The following is a 24,176-nucleotide window of genomic DNA, read 5'->3' as shown; positions in this document are numbered from 1 at the left end:
TTATACGTTCCGGCAGAGTAGGAAAAATATTCAACAATCCGTCGTCGTTTATTAATTAACCAGCTATAACCAATTTAAACATTATGCTAAAAATTTAATAAATAGATGGCTTTGTTTTTTTAGTCGAAACCTCTAATAATTGGACTAAAAAAAAGGCTCGTGTTCGTTACGATGAACACGAACCCTCATGCAAGATAGCTAGATAGAACAAAGGATTAGGGCAACTTAACGGATATTGCCGTTCTCTTTCAGACGTTTAGCAATTGCTGCAAAATCTTCCTGCGAAATGCCCGGAGCAAATTCTTCCTCAACTTCCGGATATTCGGGTACAGGTACGCCTTCAGGGAAACCATGAATGACTTCAAGCGGCAGTCCATCCTCTGGATGCGTACCTTTCCAGATCTCGCCAATCGCTTTAAAATCTTCTGTACTGTGTGTATACAACTTCGTATGCACACCTTTTTCCTCGTATTTACGTGCTTCGTTAAACGACTTATTGCTAAGCGAAGGCACAGGTACAAGCTTGGTCACATCCACACCTGTGGCGATTTCCAATGCTTTCGCATAAGCGACCACATGCACGCCGCCGCGAACAAGCAGGAAGCCGACTACTTCACGAGCTGCCGGATGATCCGTCATTTCATATACCTTCATCTTATGCGTTCTCGCACCACATTCTAGGAAGAAGTTATGCAGTAAATCTTCTACTAGATTGCCGCTGTTAAACACATTGTCACCCGTCCACGGACGTCCCATCGAATCGCGTGGCATTGCGCCCTGCGCACCGGCGAGATATGGATAACTGAGTCGTACATTTTTGACCGAACCGAGCGGTGTATCGTCCGGTTCTTTGTATGTGGTGGAACCGGCTTGGATCTTGTTGATGCCATGCGCGACGAGTTCCACGTGTCCAAGCTCCTCCGCCGTGATGCTCGTTACGAGATCATAGAACGGTTTCAGCTTGGACTTGTTGCGGAAGTTAAACGACTGGAAAAGATAGTTGTTCAGAGTCGACATTTCGCCAAATTTACCACCCAGCAGTTCCTGTACCGCTGCTGCTGCATCTGGATCAGGACGGTCCACATCGGGAATTTGGATCATAATCTGGTCAAGACGTGTAAACATAATCATACCTCCAGTAGTTTTGGAATATAGCTCCGCACATAATTGATCTATGTACATCATTCGAAGCATACACAACCAATACCCTATTTTAGGCAAAACAAACGTTTTTAACATTTTATTACCAAAAATTTCATATATTCATGGAATAGCACAAAATCGAAAATGGCATGTCATCGTATTTTGAATCGGAAAAATGTATAATCATCATAGCAAGGGAGATTGTCGGTATGGCAGATGCTCCCCATACTAATGGAGATGTGGGATGAACAGCATGGATAATGACAAGCAGCGCCTCAGCGTCGAAGCCGCCCGGCTGTATTACCTGTCGGATTACAGCCAGCAGGAGATCGCCACCAAACTCGGCGTTTCCCGACCGACCGTATCACGCCTCCTTCAGCAGGCAAAGGAGAAGGGCTATGTCCGCATCGAGATTGTGGACCCGTTAGAGGATCTGGATGCACTCGGCGAACAATTGCGTCAGCAATTTGCTCTCGACACCGTGCATGTATGTTATGCACCAGTCAATGAATATAAAGAAATTCAAAAGCATATTAGTAAGCGTGCCGCGGATTATTTGCATGAAACCGTACAGGATAGCGACATTATTGGTGTGACATGGGGACGTACCATGTATTCCGTAGCGCGTCAATTGGAGCAAAAGCAAGTACGCGGGGTGGAGGTCGTGCAGCTTAAAGGCGGCGTTAGCCATTCGCATATTAATACATATGCGGCTGAAACGGTAAATCTGTTTGCAGAAGCTTTTCACACGAGCGCACGCTATTTGCCGTTGCCTGTTATTTTCGACAGTATTGAAGTAAAGCGTATGGTCGAAGAGGATCGGCATATCCAGCGGATTATTGAGCTGGGACGACAGGCGAATATTGCGATGTTTACCGTGGGGACGGTAAAGCAGGATGCGTTGCTGTTTCAGTTGGGATATTTTAACGCAGAGGAGCAGAAGTTGCTGCAACGTACTGGTGCAGGGGATATTTGCTCCCGTTTCTTCGATGCCAGCGGTGACATATGTAGCCCAGCAATTAATGATCGCACCGTAGGTATTGATTTGCCCGATTTGCGCAAAAAGGAGAAGTCGATTCTGGTAGCAGGCGGACAGCGGAAGATCGATGCTATTCGCGCGGCACTGGTGGGGAGATATGCGAATATCTTGGTGACGGATCAGTTTACGGCGCAGGCGTTATTGGCGGAGTAGGGGAGTTTACTTTATTTATGTTGCTAGCTGTGTATTCGCTCGCTTTATGGGTGAATATTGAATTGTATGTTAAGCGGATAGGATAAGTAGATAGTAGTGGATGTGAGTTTTGAGTTAATATGAAAATGCCTATAAAATGCAAATTATCGAATGAGAGTAGCCTTCAATCCATAGAGATTGAAGGCTTTTTTGCGAGGGATTTTATTGTGCTGATGACAATTCTTAATTGAATGTATAAAGACAAGCGCAGTTGTTCAAATCTAGCAAAGAACCATAATAGTTGTATCGACTCTCAGATTGTATTCCATCGGTATAGTAGAAACTGGATTACCAAGTGGAAATTGAGAAAATTGAAAACAGCTGGTTATTCAAAATAAGTTCTGCCATTTTTGAAAACTACCGCTATAATCGGATTACTGAGGATATGGAGACATTGAAGCTGTCTGAATATAGATATGCCATCATTTTCTCTATATATCTTCAAATTACTCCCAATCATTCGATAAGGAGGTGCATATATTTTATATTTTAGCTATACAGATGTAGCTACTTGGATATTACAAATTGTTCGATTCAAACGTATAACTATTTTTGAATCTAAAGGAGTTTTTGCACTATGAAAATAGAAAAGCATTCACCTGTCTCTATAAGTCAGAAAATTATCATTCTGGTTTGCGCTACTATGCTGGTATTACCCTCACTTTCTGCTTCCGCAGCTACAAAGCGAGTATACGAGTATAACGTGAATGGTCGATTGATCACGATGTATACAGCCACACAGAAGACAACGTATTCCTACGATAAAAACGGCAATCTGTTTCGCAAGCAGATTGAAAAAGGAGATTACAGCAGTATCATCACCGCAGCTAATACAAAATAAATATAGATTATCAGAAAAATTAAATACGAATGAACTGTAAACAAAGGGGATATCGCATTGAAAGATCATAAAACAAATAAAAATATAAAAGCATTTATTATTTATGTGCTAATACTCATTTTGAGCATAAGTACAATCGTTCCGCAGTTCCCTTCTACTAGTTTTGCTAAAAGTACAAGCATTACATCTATTCAACCTCCTAGCAAACAAGTCGCTCCATTAGATGTAGAACCTAATAGTTGGACCGTTGTTTCCAAAGATGTATATAGTAATGTGTATGAAGCTGACGATCCTGAAATGAAAGACGTATTGTCCAAGCTCTCTTCATTGGATCAATATCAGTTCCGAGGCTTCTCTACCTTCTCGATTCAAGAAGAATCGATTCAGCATCAAGGGCTTACTCAAGAACAAGTCAATTTTCTAATCTCCGATGGCGCTGAAGTTGTAGACGTTTACTGGTTAGAGTATCTGACACGTAAAACTGGTGACGATCCACTCGAAATGTGGAAACAATATGAGACAGGAGAATCAACGTGGGAGCAGTTAGAGGAAGGGTATGATTCCGGTACAGCATCATTACCTACAGTTACAGACGAGGTGTATACGGAGTCTATTAGCGATAACGATAGATCAAGTACTCAGACAGTATCGATTGCTTCGACATCAGAAGTAGATACTGACACAAAAATTGAAACGGCTTTTGATAATTTATTGCGAGAACAAGCTCTAGCAAGCAAAGTGAATGCTCAATATGCAGATACATCAGGCACGAAGGAAGAAGTCACACCAGGCATTGGCAATCTAATTTGGCAAGATCAGCAGATCCATTTGCCGGGAAGAGATGGATTAGATCTGAATATCGGGGTTACATATGATTCGAGTGAAGCTTCGGCTTATTATAAAGGTCATACTCCAAAAGGCGGAGCTACGTTATACAAAGGCAATCTAGCTAATTATAATTACAATTTGGGCGTGGGTTGGCAATTTCAATTTCCTTATGTCAGCGATGTAGGGACTTCTAAGCCGACCTATTATGATGGATTTGGTGGTACAACAGGAATTGATTTTGAAGCGAGTTTGATGGGAAGCCCTAGTGAAAGTACAAAACTGATTTACGAAACCAAAATTAGTAATGCACAAGGAAAAGAACGTCACTTTAAAAGTGGAGGATCATTCTCTAATGGTCAAGTTGGTTCGTACTACTTTATGGAATATGCTGATCAAAGAAAAGAATATTTTTCTGACAAAGGTAAAATTATCGGTATTGTGGATCGCTATGGCAATCAAATCACTTTTAATTATGAACCAGCTACAACATATGCAAGTGATAAAGCAGAGTATCTTTCTTCTATTACCGATACGATCGGACGGAAAATTGTGTTTCAGTATGACAACACGTTAAATCAGGAAAACTTCCAAGGTGAAAATGTAACCTTGATCGTTTATGATCCATCGGGTCGTGAGGTTCAACGAGTTGTTTATACGAAAAGTAGAATGGCATTAACAAACCAAAACCAAGGTACCAGTGATGGGTATGCTCCACTTTTATCTAAAATCACAAATAGTAACGAAGATGTCAAAACGTTTGATTATGATATGCAGACCAGCCAGTTCCGTTATTATGCAACGAAAGGATATGCCAGTCAGCCATTCGCTTTATTAAAAAACGTGTATTATCCGCGTTCTTCCACGCAATATGCATACGCGTTGGGTGCACATGATTTTGGCAAAAAAGGCGATTCAACAGAATATCGGGTCACATCAAGAGAAGATCAATTGCAAACCGCCAGCGGCTCTGCAGCGGTGGGTTATAATCATATAGATTATAGCTATACAGGAGATTATGCTGCTTACTTTGGAACCGATGAGCTTAGGCAAGCCTATCGTTATTCGCACACATCGACGACGAGTGATCATCAATCGACTACGTATGTATTTAATCGAATGAATCAATTGTTGTCTACAGAAGTTAGTGCAGATGGTTTGAAGAAAACAACAGAGAATGAAGAGTTTCACTCCTTGTTTAATTTGAAACCGACTCGAGTCAAAACAACAGAAACAGACGCAAATGGCGCGCAAATCTATTATGCAGCTACCTCCTACAATGATTGGGGTGGTGTACAGTCGCAGACTGACAACATGCCGTCAGAAGAGTTCAATCAGCCAGATACGAAAACCAAGCATACAGTAAACTACACGTACGAGGATACGTACAAGCAACTAATCAGCAAAACGTGGTATCAAAATAACAATAAACAATTAAGTGAACAGTATACGTATACGAATCTAGGACGTCTACAAAGCACAACGAATGCTGCCGGAGAAACAACAACGTATACGTATGAGTCATCTCCTGCAAATGCCAATCAGATCCAGCGGATTACAGAACAAAAACAGGTGCGCGATGGAGTCAACGCACGCAGTGTTACGGTCTTTGGTGCAGAATACGGATATGCGTATCCTACAGAGAAAACTAGCACATTCACGAATTATAACAAAACCACAAAAACCGTTCGTCAAACGATGACCTATGATAGCGGTACAGGCTTGCTTACAGAACAAGCCGATAGCGATGGTAACAAAACAATAACGTCATATGATGTGTTAGGGCGTCCAATCAAAGTAGTACAGCCCTCTATGACGAATGTAGACGGAACCGTATACTCGATTGAAGATCAATACACGTATACCAATCGGGCGTACAGTACAGAAGCAGATAGTACAAACGCAGGGATTTTAACATTAAGAGTGGATAGCTTACGTCAATATACAAATAAGACAACGGGAGTAGTCACTGTATTAAACAGGCAAGCTTCCTATTATGACGGTTTGGGATTTTTACGTGTGGAAGAAACGTATAATGAGAGTAATGGTTGGACGCGTTCTCAATACCATCCAGATCCTATGGGACGTACCATCTATGCAGTGGATGCCCTCGGTAATACACAAACGGCAACGTATGATGCTTGGGGGCAACAAAAGGAATACAGTGATGCGCAAGGCAATCTATATGTGACACAAAACCAACTCACTCAGCGTAAAATGGTACGATTTGCTGTCGCATCATCTGAGGTTGGTAATTATCGGAATAATGTAAATAATCCAGCTGTTCAGCTAAACTATGTGGAACAGTCGTTGGACGCTTATGGACATGTAGAGAAAACAACTGCATATCGTGATGGCGCATCGCGCAACGAACCACTTCAAGAAACCTATACTTATGACCTGACTGGCAACGTCCTGAGCTATACCGACCCGAATGGCAATCGGAATAGCAACGGAGTGACCACATCCTACACGTACGACGCACTAAATCGCCTAACGCTCGTACAAGATGCGATGGATCAGTCCAGCCGCTATACGTACGATGGACTGGGCGGATTATCCAGCGTTATCCTTAGCAACAACAGCGGGAAAAGCGAAACGTTGTACACCAAGAACTATAACGAACAAGGACTGCTTACCGATAAAGCGGATGCCGCTGGCAGCACAACACGAATGAACTACAACCAACGGGGCTTAACCGAACAACTCATTGATCGTAACGGGACAACAGCGAAATACACGTACGATGAACGTGGGCAACAAACAAGTGCGTATCTCAAAGCCTACAGTAGCAACTCATTAATGAGTGGTACATTGGAAACAAAAAGCATCTACGGCGCCGACGGCAATCTGCTGACGGATCGCCATGAGCTGTACATCAACGATGCCAAAGTTTCAACTCAGACGAGCACGATTGACAAACTGGATCGGATTACAAGCCTGACCTCAACTGCAACAGGCTATACCGCTCGTTTGGATGTCGGATATGATCCATTGGATCGCATCGCCAATCAGAAACATACCTTGAACGGCACCAGCTTCTTTACAAACTACGGCTATGACAAGTCTCGCCTAACGCAGGTACAAACCAACGGTGCACAAAGTCGGAATACGGCGAATACGGCGAATGTGCGATATGCCTACACACCACTCGGACAGGTACAGCAAATCACGTTCCCGACGTTGTCGGATGGCAGCAAGTTACAAGAAAGTATGAGCTATGATCCGCTGAATCGCCTGAGTAGTTTAACTAATACGAAAGGCGACACCATCTTGTCCGTCTATAGCTACCAGTACGACAACAACGGTAATATCACATCTGTGACGGAGCAAGTGCAGAATAGTGCAGCACAAACTTCCACGTATAGCTATGACAAACTGAACCGATTGAGTGATGTGAAACGTGCCGATGGCAGCGAGACGCAATATGGATATGATCTGAGCGGCAATCGTCTGACGCAAAGTGACACTCGCGATTTACCGGATGAGACAGCGGTCAATTATCGCTATAATTTACAAAATACGCTCATTTCGGCGACGACCGATAAAGCCAAGACCCTATTCGACTATTTGCCCGATGGATTGCGCTGGAAGAAAACAACGGGCAGCAAAGTGACACAGTACAGTTACAATGGTGCCGATCAGGTGATTGGAGACAAAGCTAGCAACGGAACCGTATCCAGTTATGTACGTGGCGATCGGGTGCTGGTTAAGAAAGATCTGACGAACCAGAAGGACTACTATTATCTGTATAACGGTCACGGAGATGTCGTACAGATGATCGGCACGGATGGAAGTGTCGTCAACAGCTACCAGTATGATGAGTGGGGAAGTCTAACCCAGCAGAAAGAAACGGTGGGCAATGAGTTTAAGTATGCAGGTGAGACGTATGATACAGAGACCGGATTGTATTATTTAAAAGCGAGATATTATGATCCAGCTCAGGGACGGTTTTTGAATGAGGATACTGTAGAAGGACAGATTGATAGTCCACTTAGCTTAAATATGTATACGTATGTGAGCAATAATCCATTTAGTTATATTGATCCAACGGGCAATGCGCAATATGGAAGTATGCAGTATGGAAATTATGCACATCATGCTCTAGGTACGATATTCAAAATTATTAATTTATTTACTCCAAAGGATGTTGCTTTTACAGAAGTTCATGTAAATCAAACTAATGGTAAAAATGGAAGAGTAGACTTATTACTAAAAACTGGAGCAAATCAGTATGAAGTTTATGAAATAAAACCAATGAGTTATCACAATAATTCAAAAAAACAAGCTTCTGCTCAAAGACAATTAAATAGATATGTTACAGGCATAAATGTAAATGGTGTACGTGGTGGTAATGCATCTGCTGTTAAAGGAACCACTTTTAATCCTAATAATTTAACTATTAATGATCCTTATAATTCTAACAAATTAATACGCTATAGAACTTTTGAAGATGAGCCTGGAATGATTTACTATGAGTCAATAGATAATCCCAATCCTCAAAAAGGATTTAAAGTTGTACCAGAACCCAAATTAAATCAAATTTGGGATAGTATTTCTGACTTTTTTGATCAAGATTATCATCCTGATGGAGTACCGCTACCGAACGGCTTACCCCCACTTGGAGGAAACAAAAGTAACTCGAATAACTTTTTTCCTATACCATTTCCTAGATTTGCAATATTTTAAAATGAAAGGATTGAAGATTAAATGAGAATCTCAAAAGTTATAAAGCAAACAATGCTTAAAGAACTTGAGAAAATGAACTTCAAATATCGATATCATCATAATCGATGGGAATTTAGTAGAGATTGTGGCACTTATACTGAAACTATAACTATTGATAAAAGTGACTGGATTGAAAATTCGATTAGAGTAGAATTTGGTAATGGGGAAGAATCGATTACGAGTTTTAAACTTATGAAAATCGATGGAGAACATTGGTATACCTATCAAAATGAACAAGAATTAAAACAAATTTTGATAGGTATAGTTGAACTAATTAAAACGCATGTTTTAGATTGGTGGGCAAACAATCGTCCGAAGAATATATATCCCTCTAAACTGAAAAAACTATTAGAAGAATATTCTAAATACCAAAATCTAATGTATGAGTACAACTTAAAGTCCTTTTCGCCAGACGATCTACAGAAAGCTGAAAATTTATTAACTCTCGATGCAGAATTGGATGTTATATTAATGGTTACTTATTTTTTAGGTGAAATGATAATTGCAAATTTAGAAGGTCAATGGGAGTATAGTGAGCCAGGTTTGTTTTATATTAGCCATATAGGAGGAAATAGATCTTTTAAAAAAGATTTATTTCGCGAAATATATCTTTGTCAAAATTCTAATAATAGCTTAATGATATTTTATAAGTCGCTCTCCGAAACTGTACACATTTTAAACAATCAGTAAATGATTTGATAACCTGATACTATAAGTAAACCATATGTTCTAGGTCAATGAAATTGATTCAGAATGTATGGTTTATTGTGGATATAATGAGAACACTATTTTCGTCCACAGAAATAAAGTGTTCATTATATGAATACATTAGAGAAAAAATGGATATTTTTCAGTGATTTATCAGATGATTTAAAAGAATTAGCTCGTACTGAAATTCGTATAGATGGCGTAGAAGTTCCAATGAGTAAAAGAACTCTAGACATTAGGGTTCCTCAAGGTTATGCTGACTCGATTGATTTAAAAGGACTTTTACAAAAAGCAGGCAAAATAACAGTTAAAGTAGAGGAGTTTTGACTTGAAAGAAGAATTTAGTCTTAAAATCAATATTGAAACTTCGAATATTACAGGATCAAATATCATGAAATGGTTAGATAAAGCTCCGTTTTTTGAGGTCGTGTCTTTTCAAGCGGATGATATTAAAAAGTATAAAAATCCCACTAATTGGGAAATAGTAAACTTGAATGAAGTTTTTATGGATATCGAAAAAATTTCTTATCCTATATTTTTAACTTTTAAAGATGATTACAATAATTCTTTACTATTAGGTATGCACGAAAACTATTCTTTTTTATTATTTAATATTTATGATTTACAAGGAGCTGATTTACAACATTGGATTAAGTATACTAATTCTTTTTTTGAAATAAACAACATCGGAGTAGTAGCTTGTTTTTATCCAGAGGATGATCTTTTTTGGCAAAAAAATGTCGATCCAGGTCAATATAAATTATATGGTAAATCTTTAGATGGTCTTACATTGCGTCCTTTTAACAAGGTTAGTAGTTTGATTGATGTTAGCTCCCTTCCTGGTTATCCAAACGAGTTTGACAATTTGTGGTTTGGTTCCACTTGGAAAATGATTTATGGAGAAAAGTACTTTCAATTTTTATCCCGTGAGAAGTTACTTTCTTATTCGAATGCTTATGAAGTAGAGCAATTAAACAATCAAGCAATAAGTATTACTTTATTTGAAAATCACAAAAATTACTCTACTGATAAAGCTAGATATATTCAAAAGGAATTTAGAAATTATATGGAGATAGATCAGATTGTAGATGTACTTGAGAAAACTAGATAAATATTTAACTTGAAAATAATATAGAAAGGTGGCAACAAATCCTGAAGAAAACTATAGATTTTATGATATATCTTGCAATTATACTTTGTGTTACAGGCTGTAATTCAACATCTAATGACAAACAACATATTGAAAGTATAAAGGAGTTAGGAAGTATGCAAAATATATCAGTTCAACAACAAATTATTGGAAAATGGATAGTTAAAGATATTGTCGCTAATGCTCGTATTACAATGGTAGACAAAGCTAGCGTTGAGAAATGGAGAGGCTCATTTTTTGAAATAAACGAAAAAGGAATTGAGACTGAACCTTCTGTTACAAAAGAACTGTTATTAGCGAATGATCAAAATACTACACCTGTTTTAGAAAATCCTTATTATGATGTTACAAATATTAGTGAAATTGAAGAAGAAGCATCTGTCTCGCCTTCTACCAATCAACTCGGTTTCCAGGGTACAAATATATATCGTATAGATATTTACAAAGATAAGGATTATGAAGATCAATGGAGTTTAGGGATATTACTATTTGATCCATCAATGCCTGATAGATTAATTCTTTCTAGTAATGGATTTTATTACGAATTGAAAAGGTGAATTGATTAGAAAAGATGAGCCTTTGGAGTAATAATGTTATTTCAAAAGGCTCATCTTTTTACAATGAACGATAGGATTATAAATCCTATATCAATTTTTGAATTGTAGTTAAGAGGAAAAGTAGAATATATTTTTAAGAGATATAGATGGCATCAATATTGGAGGAATTATCTATTTTATTATTTATAGTTGCATGTTTTTTATAAAAAATTATAAGAAGGTAATATGGATAACAACATTTTTATTTTCGAGGAAGATTCATTATACATTGTTGATTTATTGAAACTTTGTATTGAGAAAAAAGGTTTTAACGAGAGCGTAAGAACAGAAATAAATAAATTTTATGAGACAAATTACGAAGATGAAGATCCTCAAATTTCCGAAAAAATTGCAAGTGTATATATGGCTTTTTTAGGGAAAACTGATTTTAAAAATTTGGATAGTGATGCCAGTAAAAAACATTTAAGATTATTGCTTTCTGAGTTAGAGAACATTGAAGAAGAAATTAATGCTTTATGAAAAAGAGTGAGATACGAGCGTTAAAATGCATTAGTGAACTAAATATTTTTACACAGTAAATAAAAGGAATTTGTTTAAGAATTAGTTTGATTCATTTCAAATTTTTATAATTATTGAATGTAAATTACAGGAAGAACCCTTAATCAAGTGTAGATACATGATTAAGGGTTCTCTTTTTAGTAATTATTAGATTGAATATACTACTATCGATTTATAAGTTTAGACTACCAATAAATAGAAAAAGCAAAACGTTGTACACAAAAAAACTACAACGAACAGGGACTGCTCACCGACAAAGCGGATGCCGCTGGCAGCATAACACGAATAAACTACAACCAACGTGGATTGACCGAGCAACTCATCGACCGTAACGGGACAACAGCGAAATACACGTACGACGAACGTGGGCAACAAACAAGTGCATATCTGAAAGCCTACAGCAGCAACTCATTGATGAGTGGTACATTGGAAACAAAAAGCATCTACGGCGCCGACGGCAATCTGCTGACGGATCGCCATGAGCTGTACATCAACGATGCCAAAGTCGCGACCCAGACGAGCACGATTGATAAACTGGATCGCATCACGAGCTTGACCTCAATTGCAGCAGGATATACCGCTCGCTTGGATGTAGGCTACGATCCGCTGGATCGGATTGCGAATCAGAAACATACCTTGAACGGTACCAGCTTCTTTACGAACTACGGCTATGACAAGTCTCGCTTGACGCAGGTACAAACCAACGGTGCACAAAGTCGGAATACCGCGAACACTGCCAATGTGCAATATGCCTATACACCACTCGGGCAGGTACAGCGAATCACATTCCCAACGTTGTCAGATGGTAGCAAGTTACAAGAAAGTATGAGCTATGATCCGCTGAATCGCCTGAATAGTTTAACCAACACGAAGGGCGACACCATCTTGTCCGTCTATAGCTACCAGTACGATAACAACGGCAATATCACATCTGTGACGGAGCAAGTGCAAAATGGTGCGGCACAAACCTCCACGTACAGCTATGACAAGCTGAACCGATTGAGTAATGTGAAACGTGCCGATGGCAGCGAGACGCAATATGGATATGATCTGCGTGGCAACCGTCTGACGCAAAGTGACACCCGCGATTTGCCGGATGAGACAGCGGTCAATTATCGCTACGATCTAGATGATCGTTTGATTAGTGCGAGTAGCGACAATGGAACAACCAAGATGCAGTATTTGCCAGATGGATTACGATACCAAAAAACACAAGGAAGTAAAACGACACGTTACATGTATGACCATTGGAATCAAGTCGTCTCCGATCAAGTATCTGCGGGTAGTCCATCAACTTACATTCGAGGCGACCGGGTATTAGTAAAGAAAGATTTAACCAATAAAAAAGATTATTATTATTTATACAATGGGCATGGCGATGTTGTTCAACTTATGGCGACAGATGGTACTATTGTAAATAGCTATCAGTATGACGAGTGGGGCAATACGAAGGTTCAGAAAGAAACCGTAGCTAACGAATTTAAATACGCCGGTGAAACATATGATGCGGAAACAGGATTATATTATCTCAAAGCTCGATATTACGATCCTGCTCAAGGGCGCTTTTTAAATGAAGATACGTATGAAGGACAGATTGATAATCCGCTTAGTTTAAATGTGTATACCTATGTGCACAATAATCCATTAATTTATGTTGATCCCAGTGGTCATAGCTCAGATCCTACGCAAGAAAGAGACACCGAGGGAAACTTCAGTGGTGGCGTGAGTGCATCAAAGGGCGGCAGTAAAAGTGGGGGTAATGGAAAAGCTAGTGGTAAAAATAGTAGCAGTGGTAAGTCCACTACTTCTTCTAATAAAAGCAATAAAACAGATAAAGATAAAATAGAAGAATCGGATGTCGTTATAGAATCAGATAGTGCCACTAATGCAAGTAAACTTGAAGAAGAAAAATTGGCTCAAAGACAAGCAATGAACGAAAAGAATGATGCTTGGAAGTCTAAAATTATTTATCCTAGTAAACCGCATACAAATAAAACCTCTGGTCATTGGGAGGCAATGACAGAAAAAGCAGAGGAATTAGCTAAAAGTGATAATATAGTAAAAGTTTATTTGAACAAAGGAATTGGTAATGAGATACCTGGCGCAAGTCCCAATAGGCGTCCAGATGTAATGGCTGTAAGAAAAGATGGCAAAATAGATCAATATGAAGTGCCAAGCAAAACAGACAATATTCCAGATTTAATTAAGCGTATGGTAGACAATCAAAAAATTATGGGTGAACGGGCTGGAGATATTTACATTTTGCCTGCGAAAATTCAGTGAGGAGAACGCTTATGCATAATTTTTTAACTACATCAATTGTTTTATATGGAGATATTAATAACAAAGACTCATCAAAATGGAGAGAATTTTATTATTCTTCTAGAGAGTTGATGCAAATGATTGAAGTAAAAGCTAATTATGTTGGTATTAGCGGAGAATCATTTAAAAGTAAAAAAGTTTTAGATATTCAGAGAGTACAAAAAAAAATAATTAAAGCATTAGATAATAGTAGCGAAATTGATTCTTTTGCTTTATATTCTTTGCCTGAAGGATTTACAACAGCTGTATTTGATTACGATTGTTATATCTGTCGTACAAGTTCAACTATGCCTTCACATATCTTGATTACTTTTTCAAATGAATTATTTAAGAATGTAGACTTAGAAAAAATAGTATCAAAATTTAAGGGATATATTAATTTTCAATCAGGACAAGTTTTTCAATTATCAAATTTAGAAAGCCCTCAAATTTATGCTTTACAAACAAACTCTTTAAATACTTTTAAATCTTTAAAAATTATAAAAGAAATCAATTAACTATTAATAATTTAGGGATTTGATGATTTTATTGTTGAGTTATTTTTAGATGTATCTTTATATTTTACTAGAATATTTAGTGCAAAATCTTATAAAAAACGTCAATCAAGCTTTAATGCTTAATTGACGTTTTTTTATAAGCATACAAAAGTTCATACAATCAATAGCAATCTGCTGACGGACCGCCATGAGCTTTACATAAACGATACTAAAGTTGCGAGCCAAACCAGCATGAACGACAAACTGGATCGGATTATAAGCCTAACCTCAATCGCAACAGGTTATATCGCTCGATCCGCTGGATCGGATTGCGAATCAGAAACGTACTTTGAACGGCACTAGCTTCTTGACGAACTATTTCTATGACAAGTCTCGCTTGACGCAGGTACAGACGAACGGTGTACAAAGTTGGAATACGGCGAATACAGCTAATATGCAATATGCCTATACGTCACTCGGACAGGTAGAGCGAATCACGTTCCCGACGTTGTCGGATGGCAGTAAAGCGCGCCGATGGTAGCGAGACGCAATATAAGTATGATCTGCGCGGCAACCGTCTAACGTAAAGTTAAAGTGATACCCGCGATTTATCGGATGAGACAGCTTTGTCTCTAATCACTTGACGAGTACCCATTGTAGCTGTACTGTGTCACTTGCTACCGCTTGTTTTCTTGAAACGTAATCCGTCTGGCAAATAGTCGAACAGGGTTTTGGTTTTATCAATCATGGCGGAAATGAGCGTGTTTTGCATAGTGTATCTGTAATTGAAATCTAGCAACGGAACTGTGTATAGTTATGTACGCGGTGATCGGGTACTGGTGAAGAAAGACCTGACGAATCAGAAAGATTAATATTTCTTTATTAATGGATGGAATGATACGTTAATAGCTAGCGTAGAAGCTTTTGGGCTAGGAGGAACTAGTTGTTGCTAATGATGGAACAGTTGTTACAGTAATTCTAAAAATAAATTCGATGATGCTGATAAAGAATTATCAAATCTTTATTTGGGAGGTGAATAACTATAAATGAGAAGCACTGTTATCTATATAATTAATGAGTGGAATCCAATAAACATCTATCCTTTACTACAAGACGAGTATTTATATGAAACGCAAAAATTTTAGACGGAGCACAGCCTAATACTACAGTCGATAATTTAGCGGATTATATATTTGAAATATTTAAAGAATCTTCCGGTAAAGAATTTGATAGAAATATCGATGATTGCAAAATTATCGCAAGAAAAATTCTAGAATTGATATACTAAATGCAATATATAGAATCAATAATTCTAAAATGAACCCATGATTTTATAAAATCACAGTCATGATCTGTGCGGGAGCGTCTAACACCAATTTAAGAAGTGGAAAATCAAGGAATCATACTTGAGAATATGTTGAACCAAGTAATAAAGCATCTTATGTTCTACCTTACAAAATAAAATAATAGGTGATAACAGTGGGGAATCAATTATTTTCAAATATTAATTTAGATGCAATAGAATTCGCTAGTAATGGAAATGAAATTAAACTCAAGTTTTTAGATTCCATAAAAATTGAAAGTGAACATATACTTGAATTAGTGTGTAAAAGGGTCAAAGAATTTAGGATGGAAGTTGATTTGGATGAAATGGATGAATATGTACTCCCCTTTTTTTTTTTTGTGATATTAAATTAGAAAAAATTTATGACAATAACCAAAATCAATTAAATTGTGTTATCTACAAATTACAAACTTTTGGCGGAGATATGGAAATTCTTATTCTATGCAATGATATAGAGGTTTGGAGAAAGTAGATTTTTAGATGAATTTTGGAGCTATGAATTTTCTATGATCAAAAGTATAAAAACTGTGTATATTGATGATGATAAAGGAAATATTTTTTCATTATAGGAATTTAAAGAAAATATTTAAATGGAGTCGATAAAGAGAGTCTGTAATTTAAGTGGATTATATTGGAGACTCAATGATGTTTAAAAGATATCCGAATCGTATGAGTAAAAGCTCTTTAAAGAATGTTTTATAACAAACATTAATCCTTTTACTGGTGAGACATGTGGAAGAAATGTAGGTACACATATTCTATTAGGAGAGTGATTATTATTAATAAATACATTTTAATTGATTTAATATTAGATGCTAATACAACCGATGTAGAAAAAGATGATGCTATTATTGAATTAGGAGAACATTTTTGTGATTCTGAAATGGTCGATTTTTTAGTAGAGTTATCAAATGATGAGAAGGTTGATCATATGCTCTCAGCAAGTTGTAGAGAATCTATAGCACATATATGGTTACATAGTAATCATATTGAATACGATAAACTTTTGAAATTAATTGGGTCAGATTAAATGAAGTCCTTTCAATTATTGAATCAAACTATCCTGATTGGTATGAAGTTTATTTAAATTTAATAAAGCAACAATGAGTAATTAATAAGAATGAATTCTATTGAATATATTCGATAATTTCTTTTCATTCTGCAAAATATGCTCATCTTCGCCAAGATAAACAAAGATAAAATACTGTTTAACTACCTGCCAGATGGCTTACGATAGAAGATAATAACTCGTAGCAAAATAATGCAGTATATTTACAATGGTGCCAATCAGTTGATTGCAGACCAAGCAATGGAATGGTATCCAATTATATACTTGAGATCGGGTACTAATGAAGGTGAATTTGACGAGCCAGGCTGACTATTATTATCTGTATATTAGTCATGGGTATGTTGTACAGATGAAAGTGTCGTTAATGGCTACCAATATAATGATTGGGGAAGTCTGAAGTAGTAGAAAGAAATAGTGGATAATGAGTTTAGATACGCTAGCGAAACGCATGATGCAGAGATGGGATTGTATGATCTGAAGGCGAGATAAATGAAGTTTAAAAATCGTAAGAGCAGCAATTGCACTTCTAAAAGGATTAGTTAAACTGACGCCAGCCAGCAAAAGACCATTACCAGCATATTAAAAGGAAAGGTAGAGGCAAATATGGAAAATCAGAGTATAGCAGAAATTTATCAAAAGCCCAATTTTGAGCTAGTTCAAGGATTAATATTTAATTTATATGCTACATTTGATAAAAAACTTGAACAATTCTATTATGACCAATTATTTGATATGATCGACCATTGGACATTTCCTTATAAAAATCAGTATATTAGACCTTTTCATGTCACAGAATATAAGATTAAAGACAATATGTTTGATTTCACAATAACTGTAAAGAAACAGATACATAAGGTGGATATACTAAGATTAATGATTGAAGACTTATTATTTGCTTTTAATCATGCAGAATATTGGATTACGAAATTGGAATGTTCACTCTGAATACTTTTAGCATATTATTTACTTGTCTATAGTAAAGAACAGTCAGATGTATCAAACTAGAACATAGATAACAGGAGGGAAAATGACTTTTCAATATCCAATCATGACTCCACCATTCGAAGTTGTAGGCTTTAAAGAAATGAACAAAAAACAAGCGCAGCAGTGCCTAGAATGGTTTGTAAGCGAAATTCCATCAAGATTAGAAATTTTGAAACATGCAATAGAAGAGTCGGGGATTCAAAGAATGGAGCAATTTGATATGACTCCTCAATCTCTAGTACCACTCTGGGATTGGCTGAAAGTACGTATCAATACTGTACCTTATACTCCTGATGAAAAAAAACAATTACAGGATGGATTACCTTCATGGATAGCTGAAGATATTAGAGACTGGAAACTGGATATTTCTACAATTGCATTAGCAGTGGATGTATCTCTATATTTTGGTCAAGTGTTTTTAAACAAATACTCATCTTTAAAGTGGGGGGTTATAACAAAACCTAAATCTTATATTTATGTAAATAAACCTACAATAAAAGGATTCAAAAATGGACCACTTCATCCGCCAACAATTCTCACTAATGTATGTAGTTCATATGCGGATGGAAATTTCAATAAAAGTCTATTGTCTTCATTTGAAGTATGGGAGAAGTTTATTTAATGCGATATTCATTTGTAGAAATACCATATACCTAAGAAATATGTAGTATATACATCATTAATGTGAATGATTTACCAATACAGTCATTATAAAAAGGAGAAGTACTATGTGGCTTGTCTTTCTCTGTATGCTGGTAGCTTATCTGATCCAGCGGCATCTGGATCATAAAAAATCTGCTAATGAGGCAACTATAACAGTACCAGACGTATCGATTTCATCGAAGTTGTTGAAGGAGCATGAATCGGATACGTATGATCTTACTTACAAATCGGCTTGGATCGCTATTCATAATGATGCAGTGAATAGTGAGAATCTAGAATATGTATTGAAATCGCATGATATACAAGCTGAAGTATTGCTATTCCAACCAACAAATGGCTGGACGATTCTTTCAGCGGAGGAATTACCAGATTTAAACGAGACGGAACATACTATAGTATTGCTCGATATTTTGGAGGAGTTAAGTAGTCGATTAGGGGAAATACAATACTTTGCTAATCATCGAACGGTTCATTATTATGCTTGGGCAAAGTTTGAAGATGGCAAGATGAAACGTGCGTATAGCTATGAATGGGATACTATGATGGATGAAGGAGAACAAACGGCTATTGAAAAATCGATTTTCCCTTCGTATATGCATAATGGAGAATTGCTGCCGGATGAGGAATTGGTATTGAAGATTGCAGAGGAATGGAGTTTTGTACCAGAAGGTATGATTTTGAGTAAGCGACTTATCCTTTATTAAATATAGCAAGTTTAATCGAAGATGAAATGATATTCTGGATCAGAAAATATGAGGTGGAAAAGGAATCTATCGCCAACGAGTGGTACGTGAGTGATGGTGATTTATTTGAATCTATTCATTTAACAAATATTAGAGGAATATCTGAATTAGAAAGTGTATTAAGTAGATGGCTAGACGATTATTCAAATTTAGAAGTAGAATGGAAAATCGATAACCCGTTATAGAATCTTTTTGGATTATGATTACTACATAAGCGAATGGTGAGATGACTTTATGAATCTAAAATGTATTTTGCTCGACAGTAGCAGTTCCATCCATCAAGCCATTTGTTCATATGTACCTGAAGTCAGAACTTTCAATATTGTGACAGAATATATGTCAGATGAATGTATTCCTTATAGGGTGAATACAAGTGTTTGTGTATGGCTGACTGCAACAGGTACACTAGGCGAGATTGAGCTGATTTATCCTCGACAAATTTCTGAACAGATCGTGTGGGCAAGTAGTAACATCAAAACACAAAAAGGTCGTCCTTATTTTAAAGACTTTGAATACGAATATGAGAACGTGGTAGTAGAAGTGTCAGAAGAGCAATTTGTTATATGGCTGAACAATAATGGTGTGATTGATCTAGAGGTCGAGGCAAATAATATACTTTACCTTTTCAATTATAATCGTTTGGTTGGTTTATGCGTAAAGGGATACGAGACGATAACATATAGCTCAAACCAATAATTTTGAGAGTATGTAGTATTCAGAGGATTTTAATTCGTGAGTTTAAAACTTTACATGGTTAATGAGAAGAGTATGTCACTACAAACTGTCAAAGATATTATAGCAATCATTAAATGATATGAATGCTTTTGAAAAGGACTCATTACCTATAACGATTGAAAAAATATAAAAGCAGCGTTCAATGGAGGGAAATACTTGAACCCAGACAGAATGGTAAGATTCGGCATTATAAACGACGATGACGACAAGATATTGGCATATGTTGGTGGGTGGTCTATTGTAGATTTAGAAGGAGAAGATGAGTACCAGTTCACATTTAGCGATATTCAGTGGATGCCTTGTAATTACAACAGTTCTTTCATCATTGGAAACCTACGATTAGGGATTTTAAGCAATACCGGGCTTCCGATTGGAGAATACTTTGTTCCACTAGAGAAACTAACAAAATGGCGTGATCTTGGCGATCAAGAATGGATACTAGATACCGCTATGAACGAGGCTATAAGTAGGGAAGAAGTAGATATGTGGGAACTGCTTAGGGATCAAAACGATTTGGCTCCCTATCTCTGGCTGTCATTCTCTCAGCATCAGCGAGAGATCTGGTTGAAAATCGTACGATATCACTCGTTATATCGCCATATACATACAGATCAATCATCTGTTGCAGGTGAAGGAATGCGCTCTTTTACATTGGATATGCAGCATGTGCAAGAGAAAGTCTCTTTCTTTTTAATGCTAGGCGAATGCTTAAATGGACCTGCTAGTTATTATGGAGTGGGGCAGGATAGCTTGCAGGATTGTTTATACGGTGGGTTTGGAGTGGCTCCGCCTTTTAGATTGCAAATCTTGCATGCTCCAGATAAAAATATGTCTATATCAGACACTTTCGGCAAGGAATTTTGGCAATGTATCGAATGTCTACAGCATGCTGGTGTTGAAGTCGCGATATAGCCTTAGCCACTATTTAATTATAAACGTAAACCACAAGTTGAAGACAGCATTCCTAAAACGGAACTCTTCCAACGAAGCCATATCCTCAACCCATATGCGAATGTAAAACCTCATGTGGGTTTTTGCTATGCCTATTTCTATATGTATCATTTATTCAAGATTTACGTAGCATAATGCCACAACATAAGAGTAGAAATGTATTTTCATGCACTTCCATTTATGTCTTTCCATCGTTCACTCATTCCTCACTTCTTCCCACTACCCCCACCACAAAATCTTCACGTGCTATTCCTCAATATCTGTGCTATCATAACAATCGTTTGCCCCATTTTACCTGTATGCACTACCTTGAACAAAATTTCAAAAACAATTTTACATTTGTTCAAAGCGGTGCTATGATGATCCTACAGGCACAACTATTCCTGATTCTCATGTCATGGTGAACCGACTCAACAGGCAACCTGCATGATCCAGGGTAATGAAGCAAAGTGTGGCATGAATGAATATTAAAGGAGCGATAATAGATGAATGTGGCAAAGCTGATCGATCACACGCTGCTCAAGGCAGACGCGACGCAAGCGGAAGTTGCGAAGCTGGTAGAAGAAGCGAAGAAATACGAGTTTGCATCTGTATGTGTGAATCCAACATGGGTATCCTTTTGCGCGGAACAACTGAAAGGTACAGGCGTGGATGTATGTACAGTAATCGGTTTCCCTCTGGGAGCGAACACACCAGAAGTAAAAGCATTCGAAGCTTCGAACGCGATCGCGAACGGTGCAACTGAAGTCGATATGGTCATCAATATCGGCGCACTGAAAGACGGCAACAACGAGCTGGTTGAACGTGATATCCGTGCTGTTGTCGACGCAGCCAAAGGCAAAGCACTGGTAAAAGTGATCATCGAAACTTGTTTGCTGACAGATGAGGAGAAAGTACGTGCTTCCGAACTGTCTGTCAAAGCTGGCACTGATTTCGTGAAAACGTCAACTGGATTCTCTACTGGCGGTGCAACTCCAGAAGATGTAGCTCTGATGCGCAAAACCGTAGGTCCTGACATCGGCGTGAAAGCTTCCGGCGGCGTACGCAGCGAAGAAGATCTGAATGCCATGGTAGCCGCAGGCGCAACCCGCATTGGCGCAAGCTCCGGCGTGAAAATCATGGAAGGCGGCCAGTCCACTTCTTCCTATTAATGCAACCGATTATATCCGGTCTGTGTCATGCAGACCGGAACATTGCTCTACAAGCAACAGCAACTCAGGAATGAATCTACTCGGAAAGGCCGTGGAATGTATGAAAGAACAACTGATTCAAGCGGCAATTGAAGCGCGCAACCATGCGTATGTACCTTACTCTCATTTTCAGGTAGGTGCTGCACTGCTAACCGACGATGGCAAAGTGTACGGTGGAGCCAACATTGAGAACGCATCCTACGGACTGACGAACTGCGCAGAACGTACCGCCATTTTCAAAGCAGCTTCGGAAGGCGTGCGCAAGATTCAAGCGATTGCGATTGTAGCCGATACCGATGGACCGGTTTCCCCTTGTGGTGCATGTCGTCAGGTCATCGCCGAATTTAGCGATGAGCATACACGCATTTACTTGACCAATCTGCATGGCGATGTGAGCGAGTGGAGTATCGGGGAGATTTTGCCAGGGTATTTCCAGGCAAAGGATATGGATAAAGGCTGAGACGGTGCATCGCACCGTTTTAAAAAAGCTATATGTGCAATTCATTCCTTTTTAACACATATTGTAAGCGCTTTATGAATGAGAGAGAAAGTTTTCATGATTATTTTTACTGCTGCTTTGATGGAAACAAGGTAGCGATATAGCGACCGATGATCGTTACAAGCAGCAACATAGAACAGGAGCTAATTACGCATGAAGTATATTATCGCTATTATCGGTATTCTGATTGTTTTCGGTCTGGCTTATATCGCTAGTAATGACCGCAAAAATATCCGTTACCGTCCACTGATCACCATGATCGTTTTGCAGATTGTTTTGACGTTTGTACTGCTGTATACGACAGCTGGCGCAACATTGATTGGTGGATTCTCAGCTGTGTTTAATCACTTGCTCGGTTATGCTGCACAGGGTACAGACTTTGTATTCGGCGGTTTTGCTTATAAGGAAGGTTCCACTCCATTCTTTATCAGCGTATTGATGCCGATCGTATTCATTTCTGCGCTGATCGGAATTTTGCAGTATATCAAAGTGCTTCCTTTTATTATCCGTTACATCGGTCTTGTACTGAGCAAGATCAATGGTATGGGTAAGCTGGAATCGTACAATGCGGTTGCATCCGCGATTCTGGGTCAATCCGAAGTATTCATTTCCGTTAAAAAACAAATCGGTTTGCTGCCGAAGCACCGTCTGTACACGCTGTGTGCATCGGCGATGTCGACCGTTTCCATGTCTATTGTTGGTTCGTACATGACGATGCTGCAACCGCGTTATGTGGTCACAGCATTGGTGCTCAACCTGTTCGGCGGTTTTATCATCGCTTCGATCATTAATCCGTACCGTGTTACCAAAGAAGACGATATACTGGAAGTGCAGGAAGAAGAGAAGCAAACCTTCTTCGAAATGCTGGGCGAGTATATTATGGATGGATTCAAAGTTGCGATTGTCGTGGCAGCGATGTTGATCGGTTTTGTCGCATTGATTGCTATGATTAATGGCTTGTTCGATCTGATCTTCGGCATCAGCTTCCAAGAGCTGCTTGGTTATGTATTTGCACCGTTGGCGTTCATTATGGGCGTGCCGTGGGCAGATGCTGTTACCGCAGGTAGCCTGATGGCAACCAAGCTCGTATCCAACGAGTTCGTCGCTATGCTGGATCTGGGCAAACACACCGAAATGAGCGCACGCGCCGTCGGTATCGTATCCGTCTTCCTCGTATCGTTTGCCAACTTCTCGTCGATCGGTATCATTTCCGGTGCCGTAAAAGGTCTGCATGAGAAAAAAGGAAACGAAGTTGCAAAGTTTGGTCTGAAGCTGCTGTATGGTGCAACCTTGGTCAGCGTATTGTCCGCAACCATTGCTGGTCTGTTCCTGTAATACAAGCGAATCGATCAGTCAAACGGCAATAGAGAAAGCTGTTATTTTCAAGCACCCCTGATCTGTTGTAAAATAGGTTTTTGCACGATTTGCAGAAATCACGCTGTTCATAACGGAAAGGAG

The 24,176-nt window shown here is 38.3% G+C and carries 22 protein-coding genes; 21 read left to right on the top strand and 1 reads right to left on the bottom strand.

From position 1 onward, the window contains the following. Positions 1–225: 225 nt before the first annotated feature. Positions 226–1,125 carry a manganese catalase family protein gene (locus ABXR35_RS13300; protein WP_367060752.1) on the bottom strand — a complete coding sequence of 300 codons (900 nt, stop codon included), beginning with the start codon at positions 1,123–1,125 and terminating at the stop codon, positions 226–228. A 271-nt stretch (positions 1,126–1,396) separates the two neighbouring features. Here ABXR35_RS13300 and deoR point away from each other — a divergent pair, with 271 nt between their 5' ends. From deoR to ABXR35_RS13195, 21 genes are all read left to right on the top strand, one after another. Further along, positions 1,397–2,335: a DNA-binding transcriptional repressor DeoR gene (deoR, locus tag ABXR35_RS13295; RefSeq protein WP_367061440.1), complete on the top strand. Its 939-nt coding sequence runs from the start codon at positions 1,397–1,399 to the stop codon at positions 2,333–2,335. A 616-nt stretch (positions 2,336–2,951) separates the two neighbouring features. After that, positions 2,952–3,215 (top strand): RHS repeat domain-containing protein, encoded by a 264-nt coding sequence (locus ABXR35_RS13290; RefSeq protein WP_367060749.1) that lies wholly within the window; start codon positions 2,952–2,954, stop codon positions 3,213–3,215. Positions 3,216–3,272: 57 nt separating this feature from the next. Continuing rightward, positions 3,273–8,729 (top strand): RHS repeat domain-containing protein, encoded by a 5,457-nt coding sequence (locus ABXR35_RS13285; protein ID WP_367060746.1) that lies wholly within the window; start codon positions 3,273–3,275, stop codon positions 8,727–8,729. A gap of 21 nt (positions 8,730–8,750) precedes the next feature. Continuing rightward, on the top strand, positions 8,751–9,458 hold the full coding sequence (locus ABXR35_RS13280) for a hypothetical protein (protein ID WP_367060743.1): 708 nt from the start codon (positions 8,751–8,753) through the stop codon (positions 9,456–9,458). 129 nt (positions 9,459–9,587) lie between these two features. Then, the gene (locus tag ABXR35_RS13275; RefSeq protein WP_367060740.1) at positions 9,588–9,803 is read left to right on the top strand and encodes a hypothetical protein; all 216 of its coding nucleotides are present in this window, start codon (positions 9,588–9,590) and stop codon (positions 9,801–9,803) included. Between the two features lies 1 nt (position 9,804). Continuing rightward, positions 9,805–10,587 (top strand): hypothetical protein, encoded by a 783-nt coding sequence (locus ABXR35_RS13270; RefSeq protein WP_367060738.1) that lies wholly within the window; start codon positions 9,805–9,807, stop codon positions 10,585–10,587. A 155-nt stretch (positions 10,588–10,742) separates the two neighbouring features. Further along, positions 10,743–11,183 (top strand): hypothetical protein, encoded by a 441-nt coding sequence (locus ABXR35_RS13265; RefSeq protein WP_367060735.1) that lies wholly within the window; start codon positions 10,743–10,745, stop codon positions 11,181–11,183. A 225-nt stretch (positions 11,184–11,408) separates the two neighbouring features. Beyond that, complete coding sequence (locus ABXR35_RS13260) at positions 11,409–11,702, top strand: hypothetical protein (protein ID WP_367060732.1); 294 nt, start codon at positions 11,409–11,411, stop codon at positions 11,700–11,702. Between the two features lie 453 nt (positions 11,703–12,155). Continuing rightward, entirely contained in the window at positions 12,156–14,024 is a 1,869-nt protein-coding gene (locus ABXR35_RS13255) for an RHS repeat domain-containing protein (protein ID WP_367060729.1), read from the top strand. An 11-nt stretch (positions 14,025–14,035) separates the two neighbouring features. After that, a complete protein-coding gene (locus tag ABXR35_RS13250) occupies positions 14,036–14,560 on the top strand; it encodes a hypothetical protein (protein ID WP_367060726.1) in 525 nt (174 codons plus the stop codon). 346 nt (positions 14,561–14,906) lie between these two features. After that, a complete protein-coding gene (locus ABXR35_RS13245; protein ID WP_367060723.1) occupies positions 14,907–15,080 on the top strand; it encodes a hypothetical protein in 174 nt (57 codons plus the stop codon). 938 nt (positions 15,081–16,018) lie between these two features. Further along, positions 16,019–16,237, top strand: coding sequence for a hypothetical protein (locus tag ABXR35_RS13240; RefSeq protein ID WP_367060720.1), 219 nt, complete (start codon positions 16,019–16,021; stop codon positions 16,235–16,237). Positions 16,238–16,653: 416 nt separating this feature from the next. Further along, entirely contained in the window at positions 16,654–16,914 is a 261-nt protein-coding gene (locus ABXR35_RS13235; RefSeq protein WP_367060717.1) for a hypothetical protein, read from the top strand. A gap of 642 nt (positions 16,915–17,556) precedes the next feature. Further along, positions 17,557–17,898, top strand: coding sequence for a hypothetical protein (locus tag ABXR35_RS13230; RefSeq protein WP_367060714.1), 342 nt, complete (start codon positions 17,557–17,559; stop codon positions 17,896–17,898). Positions 17,899–17,980: 82 nt separating this feature from the next. Then, positions 17,981–18,559, top strand: coding sequence for a hypothetical protein (locus ABXR35_RS13225; RefSeq protein WP_367060711.1), 579 nt, complete (start codon positions 17,981–17,983; stop codon positions 18,557–18,559). Positions 18,560–18,665: 106 nt separating this feature from the next. Next, positions 18,666–19,304: a hypothetical protein gene (locus ABXR35_RS13220; protein WP_367060708.1), complete on the top strand. Its 639-nt coding sequence runs from the start codon at positions 18,666–18,668 to the stop codon at positions 19,302–19,304. A gap of 273 nt (positions 19,305–19,577) precedes the next feature. Further along, on the top strand, positions 19,578–20,039 hold the full coding sequence (locus ABXR35_RS13215) for a hypothetical protein (protein WP_367060705.1): 462 nt from the start codon (positions 19,578–19,580) through the stop codon (positions 20,037–20,039). 195 nt (positions 20,040–20,234) lie between these two features. Then, positions 20,235–20,990: a barstar family protein gene (locus tag ABXR35_RS13210; RefSeq protein ID WP_367060702.1), complete on the top strand. Its 756-nt coding sequence runs from the start codon at positions 20,235–20,237 to the stop codon at positions 20,988–20,990. A 524-nt stretch (positions 20,991–21,514) separates the two neighbouring features. Further along, positions 21,515–22,180, top strand: coding sequence for a deoxyribose-phosphate aldolase (gene deoC / locus ABXR35_RS13205; RefSeq protein WP_367060699.1), 666 nt, complete (start codon positions 21,515–21,517; stop codon positions 22,178–22,180). Positions 22,181–22,250: 70 nt separating this feature from the next. Next, a complete protein-coding gene (locus ABXR35_RS13200; RefSeq protein WP_436669337.1) occupies positions 22,251–22,679 on the top strand; it encodes a cytidine deaminase in 429 nt (142 codons plus the stop codon). Positions 22,680–22,871: 192 nt separating this feature from the next. Next, on the top strand, positions 22,872–24,053 hold the full coding sequence (locus ABXR35_RS13195) for a NupC/NupG family nucleoside CNT transporter (protein WP_367060693.1): 1,182 nt from the start codon (positions 22,872–22,874) through the stop codon (positions 24,051–24,053). Positions 24,054–24,176 lie beyond the last annotated feature (123 nt).

Source organism: Paenibacillus sp. JQZ6Y-1, assembly GCF_040719145.1.
In the GTDB taxonomy this organism is placed as follows: Bacteria; Bacillota; Bacilli; order Paenibacillales; family Paenibacillaceae; genus Saccharibacillus; species Saccharibacillus kandeliae.
Note: the sequence above shows the minus strand (reverse complement) of the source record. Positions and strands in the feature narration are given on the sequence as shown.

Excerpts from the sequence above, each read along its gene's own strand:
- ABXR35_RS13290 (WP_367060749.1), top strand. The coding sequence starts at position 2,952 with ATGAAAATAGAAAAGCATTCACCTGTCTCTATAAGTCAGAAAATTATC.
- ABXR35_RS13275 (WP_367060740.1), top strand. The coding sequence starts at position 9,588 with ATGAATACATTAGAGAAAAAATGGATATTTTTCAGTGATTTATCAGAT.
- ABXR35_RS13250 (WP_367060726.1), top strand. The coding sequence starts at position 14,036 with ATGCATAATTTTTTAACTACATCAATTGTTTTATATGGAGATATTAAT.
- ABXR35_RS13225 (WP_367060711.1), top strand. The coding sequence starts at position 17,981 with ATGACTTTTCAATATCCAATCATGACTCCACCATTCGAAGTTGTAGGC.
- ABXR35_RS13220 (WP_367060708.1), top strand. The coding sequence starts at position 18,666 with ATGTGGCTTGTCTTTCTCTGTATGCTGGTAGCTTATCTGATCCAGCGG.
- deoR (WP_367061440.1), top strand. The coding sequence starts at position 1,397 with ATGGATAATGACAAGCAGCGCCTCAGCGTCGAAGCCGCCCGGCTGTAT.
- ABXR35_RS13200 (WP_436669337.1), top strand. The coding sequence starts at position 22,251 with ATGAATCTACTCGGAAAGGCCGTGGAATGTATGAAAGAACAACTGATT.
- ABXR35_RS13195 (WP_367060693.1), top strand. The coding sequence starts at position 22,872 with ATGAAGTATATTATCGCTATTATCGGTATTCTGATTGTTTTCGGTCTG.
- ABXR35_RS13215 (WP_367060705.1), top strand. The coding sequence starts at position 19,578 with ATGAATCTAAAATGTATTTTGCTCGACAGTAGCAGTTCCATCCATCAA.
- ABXR35_RS13260 (WP_367060732.1), top strand. The coding sequence starts at position 11,409 with ATGGATAACAACATTTTTATTTTCGAGGAAGATTCATTATACATTGTT.
- ABXR35_RS13255 (WP_367060729.1), top strand. The coding sequence starts at position 12,156 with ATGAGTGGTACATTGGAAACAAAAAGCATCTACGGCGCCGACGGCAAT.
- deoC (WP_367060699.1), top strand. The coding sequence starts at position 21,515 with ATGAATGTGGCAAAGCTGATCGATCACACGCTGCTCAAGGCAGACGCG.
- ABXR35_RS13280 (WP_367060743.1), top strand. The coding sequence starts at position 8,751 with ATGAGAATCTCAAAAGTTATAAAGCAAACAATGCTTAAAGAACTTGAG.
- ABXR35_RS13300 (WP_367060752.1), bottom strand. The coding sequence starts at position 1,125 with ATGTTTACACGTCTTGACCAGATTATGATCCAAATTCCCGATGTGGAC.
- ABXR35_RS13230 (WP_367060714.1), top strand. The coding sequence starts at position 17,557 with ATGGAAAATCAGAGTATAGCAGAAATTTATCAAAAGCCCAATTTTGAG.
- ABXR35_RS13265 (WP_367060735.1), top strand. The coding sequence starts at position 10,743 with ATGCAAAATATATCAGTTCAACAACAAATTATTGGAAAATGGATAGTT.